At 40.7% G+C, this 11,808-nt stretch carries 11 protein-coding genes; 4 read left to right on the top strand and 7 right to left on the bottom strand.

The window, feature by feature from the left end; all coding sequences use genetic code 11:
- Nucleotides 1-164: 164 nt before the first annotated feature.
- The 3 genes from OQX64_RS04030 to OQX64_RS04020 all read right to left on the bottom strand — a co-directional run bounded on the left by OQX64_RS04030 (nt 165) and on the right by OQX64_RS04020 (nt 2,482).
- Complete coding sequence (locus OQX64_RS04030) at nt 165-1,331, bottom strand: FecR family protein (protein ID WP_265817737.1); 1,167 nt, start codon at nt 1,329-1,331, stop codon at nt 165-167.
- Nucleotides 1,332-1,391: 60 nt separating this feature from the next.
- Nucleotides 1,392-1,991: an RNA polymerase sigma-70 factor gene (locus tag OQX64_RS04025; RefSeq protein ID WP_265817736.1), complete on the bottom strand. Its 600-nt coding sequence runs from the start codon at nt 1,989-1,991 to the stop codon at nt 1,392-1,394.
- A gap of 119 nt (nt 1,992-2,110) precedes the next feature.
- Nucleotides 2,111-2,482 carry a hypothetical protein gene (locus tag OQX64_RS04020; RefSeq protein ID WP_265817735.1) on the bottom strand — a complete coding sequence of 124 codons (372 nt, stop codon included), beginning with the start codon at nt 2,480-2,482 and terminating at the stop codon, nt 2,111-2,113.
- Nucleotides 2,483-2,589: 107 nt separating this feature from the next.
- Between OQX64_RS04020 and OQX64_RS04015 the strand changes: the two genes are divergently transcribed.
- A complete protein-coding gene (locus tag OQX64_RS04015) occupies nt 2,590-3,438 on the top strand; it encodes a LytTR family DNA-binding domain-containing protein (RefSeq protein ID WP_265817734.1) in 849 nt (282 codons plus the stop codon).
- 4 nt (nt 3,439-3,442) lie between these two features.
- On the opposite strand, the gene OQX64_RS04010 is transcribed toward OQX64_RS04015, so the two are convergent.
- Complete coding sequence (locus OQX64_RS04010) at nt 3,443-3,655, bottom strand: hypothetical protein (RefSeq protein WP_265817733.1); 213 nt, start codon at nt 3,653-3,655, stop codon at nt 3,443-3,445.
- A 131-nt stretch (nt 3,656-3,786) separates the two neighbouring features.
- Between OQX64_RS04010 and OQX64_RS04005 the strand changes: the two genes are divergently transcribed.
- Nucleotides 3,787-4,047 carry a hypothetical protein gene (locus OQX64_RS04005; RefSeq protein WP_265817732.1) on the top strand — a complete coding sequence of 87 codons (261 nt, stop codon included), beginning with the start codon at nt 3,787-3,789 and terminating at the stop codon, nt 4,045-4,047.
- A 36-nt stretch (nt 4,048-4,083) separates the two neighbouring features.
- On the opposite strand, the gene OQX64_RS04000 is transcribed toward OQX64_RS04005, so the two are convergent.
- On the bottom strand, nt 4,084-4,890 hold the full coding sequence (locus OQX64_RS04000; protein ID WP_265817731.1) for an XRE family transcriptional regulator: 807 nt from the start codon (nt 4,888-4,890) through the stop codon (nt 4,084-4,086).
- A 73-nt stretch (nt 4,891-4,963) separates the two neighbouring features.
- Here OQX64_RS04000 and dinB point away from each other — a divergent pair, with 73 nt between their 5' ends.
- A complete protein-coding gene (gene dinB, locus OQX64_RS03995; RefSeq protein WP_265817730.1) occupies nt 4,964-6,103 on the top strand; it encodes a DNA polymerase IV in 1,140 nt (379 codons plus the stop codon).
- A 17-nt stretch (nt 6,104-6,120) separates the two neighbouring features.
- Nucleotides 6,121-9,063 carry a DNA polymerase III subunit alpha gene (locus tag OQX64_RS03990; protein WP_265817729.1) on the top strand — a complete coding sequence of 981 codons (2,943 nt, stop codon included), beginning with the start codon at nt 6,121-6,123 and terminating at the stop codon, nt 9,061-9,063.
- Nucleotides 9,064-9,083: 20 nt separating this feature from the next.
- Here OQX64_RS03990 and OQX64_RS03985 read toward each other — a convergent pair whose 3' ends face one another.
- Nucleotides 9,084-10,127: a DNA adenine methylase gene (locus tag OQX64_RS03985; RefSeq protein WP_265817728.1), complete on the bottom strand. Its 1,044-nt coding sequence runs from the start codon at nt 10,125-10,127 to the stop codon at nt 9,084-9,086.
- The gene (locus OQX64_RS03980) at nt 10,115-11,806 is read right to left on the bottom strand and encodes a hypothetical protein (protein ID WP_265817727.1); all 1,692 of its coding nucleotides are present in this window, start codon (nt 11,804-11,806) and stop codon (nt 10,115-10,117) included. Before OQX64_RS03980 ends, OQX64_RS03985 begins: the two co-directional genes overlap by 13 nt.
- Nucleotides 11,807-11,808: the final 2 nt, after the last annotated feature.

Genomic DNA, 11,808 nt, shown 5'->3' with positions numbered 1-11,808 from the left:
TTGATAAATTGTTGGTTACACGCTGACATGAATTAACCCCCAATTTTGCCGGCACCGTCTACAACTCGGTACCGGCTTTTTTTTAAGGGGAATCATTAACTAAAACTTTCTTTTTCTACTTTTTCATGCATTCTGGTTTAAGGTTCAACATTTGATTATTTATATTAAAAACGAACGGTCAGTAGTTTCTTACCTTTAATGGGTTCGCTGATAGCGAAATGGATATTGTTTTCCTGAAGAATCTCCAATATAGTACTGAGGTTTGAATTGCGGTATACACCACCGGTGTAAAGTTTTGTGGGTATCTTTCCTTCATAGGCTACATCAATATCATACCAGCGTGCGACCTGGCGCAAAATGCTCCTGATATCGGCATCCTTGAAATAGATTTTTCCATTTTTCCATGCCAGCGCACTTTCCAGGTCTGCCTGCTGTACTTCCATATTTCCTTCCGAGGCCAATACGGTACGCTCGCCCGGGTTGATTGTCAGATAGCTTCCACCCGAACTAACCTTAACCCTTCCTTCTTCAAGCGTAGTAACAACCCTTAGCTCATCAGGGTAAGCATTAATATTAAAATGGGTTCCAAGTACGGTGACTTCCTGTTGCCGGGTTTTTACAATAAAGGGGTGGGCCTTATCTTTCGCCACTTCAAAATAACCTTCACCGCTCAGGTCTACTTTCCGTTCTGTTAGCCCTGCAAATGTTGCCGGGTATTTTAGTGATGATCCTGCATTAAGCCATACACGGCTTCCATCCTGCAAGGAAACCTGGTAGGTCCCTCCTTGCGGAACTGCAATAGAGTTATAGCTAAGTACGGCCGGTTTACTTGTGGTGGCAATATCGTAAGCTATACGTCCTTCCTTATCCTTTGTTATTTGTAAACCATTTTCTGTTGCGATAAGCCCAGGAGCGAGCTGATCAAGGCTGATTACCCTTCCATCAGCAAGTGTAAGTGTTGCCTTATTGCTGCCGGGAAGAATTGAAGACGCGGTGATTGTCGGCGTTGACGTAGCCGGCGTACTTTTAAGATTTATATAAAGCAACAGTCCAATTAATAGGATCAGTGCGGCCGCTGCTGAGGTAATTTTTATCCATACCGGAAAACGGCGGACAATAGTTTTCTGACTTATTTTGGATTTAATGTTTTCATGCATCCTGTCCCGGATCGCAATGGGGTTGGCTGCGTAGCCTTTCGGCAATTCAAGCAAGCTGTCCTCATAGCTTTCATACCACAAATCATAATAAGCCTGTTCAGCAATCGTCTGCTTTCCATTCTTTATTTTATGGGCAATCTCTAATAATAGTTCGCGGTTATATCCGGCTTCCATAAGGTGGTATTTACCCTATAGTCAGAATAATCTCGTTTCACCCTTAGTCAGGAGAAATATTTATTTAGAGAAAAAATTTGATCCCGTAATAAATAATAGAAGACCGGGAGCAGAAATGGCAAGGCTGCCCTTTAGCTCACGTAATGCTTTGCTCATATGCGCCTCTACTGTCTTTTCAGAAATGTCAAGCGTTTCAGCAATCTGCTTATTGGTTAAGTATTCTTCCCGGCTTAAACGGAAAACGATCCGGCATTTTTCCGGCAGGCGGCCCACGATATTTTCGATCTGATCCCGGAGCTCTTTTTCGAAAGTGTAATCTTCAGGTGAAGGCGACAGCAATACAGAATAATCCGGTAATTGTGCATCACGGTTTCTTTTGCGGTAAAGATGGTCCATAAGGTTTATGATCCTGTACTTAACCGCAACGGCAAGGTAGGTTGCGATGGTGTATTTTAGTTCCAGGGTGTGCCTGTTTTCCCACAGCCGGAAAAAAATATCCTGCACGACCTCTTCAGCCTCTTCGGGGGCATTTAAGCGGTGGCAGGCCACGGAGAAAAGTTTGTCCCAATAGCGCAGATATAAAGCAGATAGTGCCTGCTCATCATCCTGCTTGAGAAGAGCAACCAAAGCAATATCAGAAAGGGCTTTATAATTATTCACGTCAGTGGGGCAAAGTGTAATTCTTTTGGTTTAACTAATATAAGAATTTTTTTACGCTATTAAAAATGGTGGAAGGGTTCTCCTTAAATTAATATGGCCCTTTTTTAAAGGGCCGGTTGTTATTGGTAATAAATATTGATCTGTAATTGTCCGCTCACCCTCAAACCCGTGTTCGGCTCAAAGGTATAAAGCAAGGCATTGCCTTTTTCCAAAAACTTAGCTCCTATAGTTACTAATGGAAACTCAATTTTGATGGGTAGCTGGTTTTCGATGCTGTCGGCAACCTCTGATGCCACGCTAGTGATAAATTTAGGATCAATCCCTACAAGATAGCTTAGCTGGCTACCATCCAGAACAAAATTATTGGTAAACCACGTTTTGAAATCTGTACGGATCTGGCTGGTTTCCGTATACAGATCTGTTGATGAGAGCGCGTACAATTCCGCTTCCTTAGTGGCAACGCCGTCTTCTGTAAATGCTTGTTTAGTCATGTAGTAAAATGTTTTAGTGAAATAATTCATTACTAATATCGTTTTTAAAAAGAAAAACATTACCATGTAATCCATGTTTTACAAAGGAAAATTATCGCCAATCTCCTATGACTGATCTTACCTTAACCAGATCCCCTGTTAAATACGAAGACCTCTACCTCCGTGTTGCGTTATGCCTTATCGCCTCGCACATCCTGATTGTATACGGTGAAAAATTGAGCACCTTTGAAATGATGCTCCTTGAGCAATATTATTACGCGGTACTTAGCAGCGCATTGATTGCGTTCATCATATTCAGTATTATCCGGTGGATCAATATAAAGCTTGATAATCGGTTTCCATGGAAAGAAATGCCACTTCAAAGGGTAGCCATGCAGTTCTTTTGTGGCTTGATGCTGCCTGCTGTAGGGGTGTTCCTGATGGTTGCCATTTACTTTAAAATACGGGGCTACGATATCCTTAGAACAAATTACCTGCGGTATGATTTTATGGTCGTACTCATGCAGTTAATCCTTATCAACCTTTATTATGTTGCCTATTATTTTTATGAGCGTTGGTCACATGCGGAGAAGATACTTTCCAAACTAACGATAAGCGAACAAGACCCTGCGTCTGCGGTGAGGGAAACATTTACCGTGAACAAGGCTACCGGCAACCTGATCCTCCACATTGACGAGATAGCATACTTCTTCCGCGATGGTGAAAGCAATTATGTGCGTACCGGTACCGGGGAGGACTATTTTATAAACAGTGCTTTGGATGAAGTCCAGCAACAGCTGCCCAATGACAAATTTTTCAGGGCAAACAGGCAGCTGATTGTTCACCGCCAGGCATTGAAAGGTTTCGACCTTTTAGCGTATGGTAAGCTAGAGGCAAACCTTGCTCCTGCTTTTAAGGGGGAAGTAGTCATTAGCCAAAAAAGAGCCAGGGACTTTAAATTATGGTTGGAAAAGTAAAACTTTAAGTAACCTTCAACGTTTCCAGTACTGCACCAATCAAGCCCGATGCCAGTTCGTATCGGCTGGAAGAATGGTTTTGCCATTGATCCCCGGTTTTAACCAGTATGTATATCGTACCGTACATTTCGATCCTGACCTCATCTTTGTTGATGGATACCGTCTTAAAGAAAAAAGTTTTATCCTGGTAATGCGCTTCGAGCCGATGGGTAGACATTATTTTTATTTTAGGGTGGCGAAGGTAATAAAAGTGAGCAATTACGACAACGCGTACACCGTTCAGACTTGATATTATTTTTTTAAATACTTAACTTGCCTTTCCTTATTATCTGCATAGTAATCAGCTATATGGAAAACACAAAAGTAAAACGGACTTATGGATCAGCAGAGTTTGCAGGTTCAGGTAAGGGTTATGGTTTAAAAGTTGGCAAGCGTTACCGGATGGGAATTGCACACCTGGTAGATTCCGGCAGCCTTCAGCTCCACCTTGATGAGGGTGATTCATTTCTATTCATCGACTATAATTCCCAAAATGATTTTGACGCAGAATGGAAAGCTTTTGAAAAAATTTCTAAAAGATTATTTTTTGAAACTAATCCAAGGTTATAATGCCGTATTTCCATTGAAGCCCGACACACATGATCATCATTTTACTGGCTTCTTCAATTCTTTTATTTCTGCCAGGATTTCGTTTACCGTACCAGAAATGTGTTGAAGTTCATGGACTTCAGGGACATTTTTTGATTGAAAACTATAATACTCCCATAGCTCAAGGATATCTGAAATCGGAACGACATAGGGTTTATATATGGGATTGAGTGATTCCATGTGTAAGCCCTCTTCATGCAAGGTTACTCTTTTAAATACAAAATCCTGTTCTCCTTTTAATATCGCGATGCATAGGGTTCCGGGCTTTAAAGTGCTCCAGTCCTGCAGATACTTACAGAGGATGTCGCTTCCTTCCGGGATGGGCAACATCGAATCGCCCACAGTTGGAAACATGCGGTAAGTACCCCCAGATGGCAAATTGGGATAGGTAAACCTGGGCAACGATGAAATAAAATCCGGGTCACTGTAGCCAGCGCGATAACCTGCTTTTGCTTTTACCGGCACATATTCTACGTTTTCTTTATTGCTCTTGTCCACCGTAATAGCTAAAATTCTCATCTTACCTCCCTGCAGGTAAATGTCATTCCCCGCTTCCAGTTCGCGGAAGCTCAACTCTGAAATTTTGGTTAGATCAACTTTTAACAAGGTATCTATACTCACCTTAAAATATTCGGAAATATTCAAAAAGTCTTCCGGCTGAGGGGCTCTTGTTTTGCCGCTTTCAAGCGCATTCAACTTAGAACGGGTTATGCCCAAGATATTTGCTAAATGTTCCTGGCTGATTTTTTTGCGCTCCCGGAGCCATTTAAGGTTGGTGTGAAAAAAAACTTTTTGCGTGTTCACTTTGTATTGGTATTATTGGAATCATACAATTGTCACTAATAATGTCAAATGTAGTAAAATAAACTGAAATAGTATGGAACGGCGAATAGTGCACTGTGATTTAGATACCTTTTTTGTATCAGTGGAGCGTTTGCAGGACAGTTCCCTTGTTGGTAAGCCGGTCTTGATCGGTGGTTCTTCCGACCGGGGGGTAGTGGCGTCCTGTTCCTACGAAGCGCGGAAATTTGGGGTGCACAGCGCCATGCCTATGCGCCTTGCCAGGCAGCTATGCCCGGAAGCAAAGCTGGTCCGCGGCGATTATGATCAGTATTCCTATTACAGCAATATGGTAACGGACATCATTTCCGAAAAGGCGCCAATTGTAGAAAAAGCAAGTATTGATGAGCATTACCTGGATATCACCGGGCTGGATAAATTTTTCGGATGCTGGAAATGGACACAGGAGCTCCGCCAGCGGATCATTCGAGAAACGGGCCTCCCCATTTCCTTTGGCTTGTCTGTAAATAAAACCGTGAGCAAGATCGCAACCGGTGAGGCTAAACCTTGCGGTGAACGCCAAGTGGCAGATGGTACGGAAAAATCCTTTCTTGCCCCCCTGTCCATCCGTAAAATACCAATGGTTGGTGAGAAGACTTATGGCCTGCTGCGCAACATGGGGGTTTCCCAAATTCTTACACTCCAGCAGATGGAAGTCTTTACCATGCGCCGGGCACTCGGAGAAAACGGCGTTTCTATTTGGAAGAAAGCCAATGCCCTCGATGACGCACTTGTTGTGCCTTATTCGGAACAAAAAAGCATGAGCAAAGAACATACGTTTGAACAGGATACTATCGATATGGATTTCCTGAAAAAGGTCATGCTAACCTCGATTGACCAGCTTGCCTTTGATCTCCGCAAGGATAAAAAGCTTACCTCATGCCTGACTTTGAAAATTCGCTACAGCAACTTTGATACACATACTATGCAGGTCAAAGTTCCCTATACAAGCTCTGAACGGGTACTTTCTGAAAATGTGCTGCAACTATTCAAGAAGCTTTATACCCGGCGTATGCTTATCCGGTTGATCGGTGTAAAATTCAGCGGTTTGATTTCCGGGAGTTATCAGGCCGATCTTTTCAACGACTCGATAAAAGACATCAGCCTATCGAATGCAATGGATAAGATCCGGGTCAAATACGGGGTAGATAAAATATTAAGAGGAATCAGTCTTTAACTATAAACAGAATACCAATGCTTTTTAACCTGCACAGTAATTATAGCCTGCGCTATGGTACACTTTCCATAAAGCAACTGGTCGATGGGCTTCAATCCAAAGGCTACTATACTGCTGTGCTTACCGACATTAATAACTCTACCGGCTCCCTCATCTTTATTAAAGCTTGCCAACAGGCAGGTATCAATGGGCTTGCCGGTATTGAAATCCGCAATGGCGATCAACTATTATATATCGGCATCGCAAGGAATGAATTTGGTTTCAGGGAACTTAACGAACTCGTTACCGAGTACAACAGAACGAAGAAGCCTTTTCCAGCTATGGCACCTAAATTTAGCCAGGTAACGGTTATTTACCCATTGGGAAAAAGATTAACGCATCCCCTTAGAGAAAATGAATTTATCGGGGTGCGCAGTATCCACCTGAACAAGATCAGGCTTGCAGATCCAGCTACTTTAACAAAGTGCGTCATGTGGCAGCCTGTGACTTTCACCAGTGCGTCCGAATACCAGATGCACATCCAGCTCCGGGCCATTGACCATAATATCCTTATCTCACAGCTTACGCCTGGTGTCCAAACGGCTGATAGCGTAGAAGTCTTTCCCACAAAGGAACAGCTGTTGGATAAGTTCAGAGACTTTCCGGTACTTATTGAAAATACGGAAAAGATGTTGTCGGCCTGCAGCTTTAATTTTGATTTTAAGCAGCATAGGAATAAGAAAACCTTTACGGGCAATAGGTACGATGATAAGCAGCTCTTGCATAAATACGCAATAGACGGTTTCAAGCGGCGTTACGATAAGTCCGATAAAAAAGCAATGGACAGGGTGCTGAAGGAATTGGAGATCATTGACAACCTAAATTTCTCCTCCTATTTCCTGATTACTGACGATATATGTCGGTATGCCCGGAGCAAGAACTTTCATTATGTCGGGCGCGGTAGCGGAGCTAATTCGATCGTCGCGTATTGCCTCGGCATTACCGATGTCTGCCCGATTGAACTGGACCTTTATTTTGAACGCTTTCTGAATCCTAAAAGACAATCTCCCCCGGATTTTGATGTCGATTTCAGCTGGCAGGACCGTGATGAAATGTATGAATATATTTTTCATCGTTACCAAAGCGGCAATGTAGCCTTAATGGGTGCTATGAGCACATTCCGGGACCGGAGCATACTCCGGGAGCTGGGTAAAATATTTGGCTTACCAAAAAACGACATTGACCGGTTGATTAAGGACCCGGAAAATATGCTCAATAAGAATGAGATCATAAACATGATCCTATCTTTTTATGGGCAAATGGCTGATTTTCCAAATATGCGTACCATACATGCCAGCGGAGTGATCATATCAGAGCTTCCCCTTACATGTTACTCTGCACTGGATTATCCGCCCAAAGGTTTGCCTACCGTTCAGTATGACATGCACTTGGCGGAGGACATTGGATTTGAAAAATTTGACATTCTTTCCCAGCGCGGCATCGGTCACATTAAGGATTGTAAAGATATCGTGCAGCAGAACCGGGGGATTACCATTGATACCAGCAACCCAAGGCGTTTTTTCAATGATCCGAAAATTGCTGACCAATTACGTTCAGCAAATACCATCGGCTGTTTCTATATCGAATCACCGGCCATGCGCCAGCTGATAACAAAATTAAAGTGTGATGATTATTTAACCCTGGTGGCTGCTTCTTCCATTATCCGCCCTGGTGTAGCCTCGTCCGGGATGATGAAAACCTATATAGAGCGTCACCGTGATCCATCGAAGGTAGATTACCTGCACCCTGTTATGGAGGAGCAGCTTAAGGAAACTTATGGGGTTATGGTATACCAGGAGGACGTAATGAAAGTGGGCCATCATTTCGGTGGACTTGATCTCGCCGATGCAGACGTTCTCAGGCGCATGATGAGTGGCAAAAGCCGGAGTAAAAAGCACCTGGAAGAAATTCAGGATAAGTTCTTTGACCACTGCGAAAACATGAAATATCCCGAGCATATTTCTAAGGAAATCTGGAGGCAGATGGAATCCTTTGCAGGATACTCTTTCAATAAGGCACATTCAGCATCGTTCGCCGTGGAAAGCTACCAAAGCCTTTACCTCAAAACATATTATCCGCTTGAATTCATGGTGGCGGTATTGAATAATTACGGTGGATTTTATCATCGTAAGGATTATATCAATGAAGCAAAGAAAGCCGGCGGGACGATCTGTTTGCCCTGTGTTAACATCAGTAGTGTCAAAACAAGCATAAAAGGTACTCAGGTTTATCTTGGGTTCGATTGCCTGCTTAACCTGGAATCTGAATTAGGCAAGATCATACCAGAAGAGCGGCTTCGCAATGGAGATTACACCAGCCTGGAAAATTTTATCCTTCGCACCGGGGCCGGGTTGGAGCAGATGGTGGTTCTGATCCGTACCGGGGCACTTCGTTTTACCGGCTATGGCAAAAAGGAAATGCTTTGGGAGGCGCATATCCTGCTTAATGGTGTCAAATATGAAAAGGACCGCAACTTATTATTCGAGCCGGAATCCAGAAAGGCCGTTCTACCCAGGCTGCACACTTCACTGCTCGAAGACCTTTATGACGAAATTGAACTGATGGGCTTCCCAGTTAGCGGCACCATGTTCGATATTATCAAGACAGATTTCCGGGGCGACACCACTGCGCTGCAGCTAAAGCAGTTTGTAGGGCAAACAATCCGGATGGTTGGTGATTTTGTTTGCGACAAATATGTCCGCACTAAAAATGGTCAGATCATGAAATTCGGCACCTTCACCGATGTTGGCGGGGATTTCTTTGATACAGTGCACTTCCCTCCCTCCCTAAAGCAGTACCCCCTTTATGGCCGTGGTGTTTACCTGATTTTAGGCAAAGTTGTATTGGAATTTGATTGCCCGGCAATTGAGGTGCAGAAGGTAGCACGGTTGGAACTAAAGCCTGATCCCAGGAGTGTTTAGCCCCAGTGCTCTCAATATCATTATTTACCGATAATCAAATATTCATAGTTTTCATCATTATTCCGGTTCAGCGCATAATTATACTTTCCCAAATTAATACTTTCTACAGACTTTTTATATTTAGAAAGCAGATCACATATTTCAGGTATAGACGGAATTCCGTTATTTCTATAAGAAATAACAATCTTCGAATTTTTATGCTTCAAAAATAGTGCTTCGAGATCAGACAAAAAATGCAATTTTGATTCGAATTCACTCTTTTTATTGATCGTAATCTCCTTATTTTTTGTTTGGTGATTTATATTACTGACGATATCGTGGTAGTTGGCTAAGCCTTCTAAAAAGTGATACTTTGAGTGATAGGTAACATGGCTGTCTTTATGAAAATATGGTGGATCAATGTATACTAAATCAGCAGCTTCATTACAATCCAGTGCTGAAAAATTAACAGATTTATTTTTCAGCCCATTGCTAAAAGTGATTGTTTTTAATTCAGTGTAAAATTTGTCGAATAATTCTTCAAATGGCCTTTCCCAAGTAGTCTTATTTCCAAATCCGCCACCATTAAAATTCGTTCTTAGGTTTAAGTTTTTTCTATGAAAAAGATTATAAGGACGTTTAATCAGACAACTTTGGAAAAGAATGTAAAAAGCAGAAGCTCTTTTATTTTCACTCTTTAAATCGAGTATATTTTGTACAACAACATCTATTAAATGGTTTTCGTCTTCTGGATAATAAATTTCATGGAAATTTTCCGAAATAGTATTGAGGTAATTTTTTTCAGGATTTTTCTGGAGTAAAGAATCCAATTCTCTTTTGGTTAACTGGAGGGTATTATTTTCAATTAGGGCTTTCCCTATATAATAATTAAACTTAAAGATGTCATTATAGGTAACTGTTTTATTATGAACCTTGGCCATGTAGGCAAATGATCCCGACCCGCCAAACATATCTAAAACTGAACTAAAGCTGATTTTACTTTTTGCTAACTCATCCCAAATTTTTATTATAAGTTTTCTCTTTGAACCGGAATATCTCGTTATTGGTAAAATTAAATCTGACATATATTTTTTAAAATCGCTTTGAGCTTATCGAACTGGGGCTCAGCTATACAAACCAAATTCTTACCACTTGAAGCAGGTATTGGTACATTAAAATAGTAAGGAATTGTTTTCAAAGGTTTACGCTCAACATTGTACCCCTCAGTCATTGATTGATCAATAAAATACCTTTTACGTTCCAGCGTATCATCGCTAAACGCAGAGATTATATAGAATTCTGACTCGAAGTCTAACTTTTTTAGGTGAGCATCGAGTTTTCCAAACTTCTCCACATATTTTTCAATATTCTCGTTGGTCAATTTAGTCTTGGCCTCGATAAAAATCAACTTTTTGTCTGATTTTATCAAGAAGTCAAGCTCCCCCGAAGTTTTTCCATTGATAAATAATTCGAAATTTTTTATGACTGCTAATCCCAACTCTTCAATTGCTTCTGATAAAAAATCTTCAAAGAATTTTGATATAAAATAGAATGCAATCTGAGGCTTTAATGTAAATACAGGTTCATTCTTGAGTGTATCAATCTTAATTTCATTTCGATAATGCTGATATTCCGTTTTATCAGGATTGGTAACCCAATGCAATAGATTATTAGTTTTGCTGTCTTTATCTGGTTTAACATCGCTATATATTCCCAGGGAGGTCTTACCCTCAGAATTGGAAATAAAAAAGTCGTATCCTGCAACGTATTTTAATCCTTTAATTTTACCGACTTCCTCAAAATACTTTTCAAAATCTGCTTTGAAAATATAGCTTTTATCAGTTAGGTAATGATTATTTACAAGATACGATAGAGTATTTGTTAACTCTGCAGCTTTTGTGTCGGCTTTAAAAGCAGTTAAAAGAGGGTCATTAATTACACCACCACGATTGCTCTCCTTTGTAAAGACAAAACTAAATAAGAACCAATAATATTCAAATACATGCTCGTCCTTTATTAGGCTTTTTAAGTCTTGAAAGTTAAACGGAAAAACAAATTCACCATACTTTAATCCGATTTCTTGTTCAGTATTTTCTGCACTTGCTAAAATACCGGGAGGTGACGTAATCCCGGCTGTTTCCAAATTAAATAGCTTTTTGATCCTTTTTTTGTTGATCCATACATCGTCACTTTCAATCAAATTTTCACTAATGAGATCCTCTTTAAAAAAGGACAAAGGTAAATAGGGAACCTGGCTATCATATTTAGGAGTTACCTGGACGCAATTTTTATAAAACTCATCATACCTTAAAGAAGAAATACTTCCAAATATTTTTTTCAGCTTCTCATTTTCAATTTTGTCGATTAATTTTTCATACAGTTTATATGATATTATCAAACTCGTAAGACTTGCATTTACTTTTTGCGCAGAGTCTTTACCGTCGTCCGACCAAAACAGAAAATTATTGGGCTTGTAAACGAACAAAACATTTGATGATTCAATTTTATCTAGTCCAGATAAAATTTCTTTGATATAGAAGGCTGCTACCTCGCGCACTAAAACCGGAACTTTTTCGTCTTCATTCAAGTACTCAAATTTTACGCCAATTGACTCAATAAATTCATTTTTAAATAGTCTTTCAATCGCAAATTCGCCCTCAACAGCATTGCCAATATCAAATAAAAGTTTACAAAAATAGCTTATGGGCTTGTCTAAATCAATTCCATACTCAAAGCAACCTATATTACTGTTATTATCAAACATAC

Source organism: Pedobacter sp. GR22-10 (assembly GCF_026239715.1).
In the GTDB taxonomy this organism is placed as follows: domain Bacteria; phylum Bacteroidota; class Bacteroidia; order Sphingobacteriales; family Sphingobacteriaceae; genus Pedobacter.
This window is presented reverse-complemented; position numbering and strand designations above follow the sequence as displayed.

What these genes read in the sequence shown, in the direction of transcription:
- OQX64_RS03980 (WP_265817727.1), bottom strand. Translation starts at nt 11,806, where the DNA reads ATGTTTGATAATAACAGTAATATAGGTTGCTTTGAGTATGGAATTGAT.
- dinB (WP_265817730.1), top strand. Translation starts at nt 4,964, where the DNA reads ATGGAACGGCGAATAGTGCACTGTGATTTAGATACCTTTTTTGTATCA.
- OQX64_RS04010 (WP_265817733.1), bottom strand. Translation starts at nt 3,655, where the DNA reads ATGTCTACCCATCGGCTCGAAGCGCATTACCAGGATAAAACTTTTTTC.
- OQX64_RS04005 (WP_265817732.1), top strand. Translation starts at nt 3,787, where the DNA reads ATGGAAAACACAAAAGTAAAACGGACTTATGGATCAGCAGAGTTTGCA.
- OQX64_RS03985 (WP_265817728.1), bottom strand. Translation starts at nt 10,127, where the DNA reads ATGTCAGATTTAATTTTACCAATAACGAGATATTCCGGTTCAAAGAGA.
- OQX64_RS04030 (WP_265817737.1), bottom strand. Translation starts at nt 1,331, where the DNA reads ATGGAAGCCGGATATAACCGCGAACTATTATTAGAGATTGCCCATAAA.
- OQX64_RS03990 (WP_265817729.1), top strand. Translation starts at nt 6,121, where the DNA reads ATGCTTTTTAACCTGCACAGTAATTATAGCCTGCGCTATGGTACACTT.
- OQX64_RS04015 (WP_265817734.1), top strand. Translation starts at nt 2,590, where the DNA reads ATGACTGATCTTACCTTAACCAGATCCCCTGTTAAATACGAAGACCTC.
- OQX64_RS04020 (WP_265817735.1), bottom strand. Translation starts at nt 2,482, where the DNA reads ATGACTAAACAAGCATTTACAGAAGACGGCGTTGCCACTAAGGAAGCG.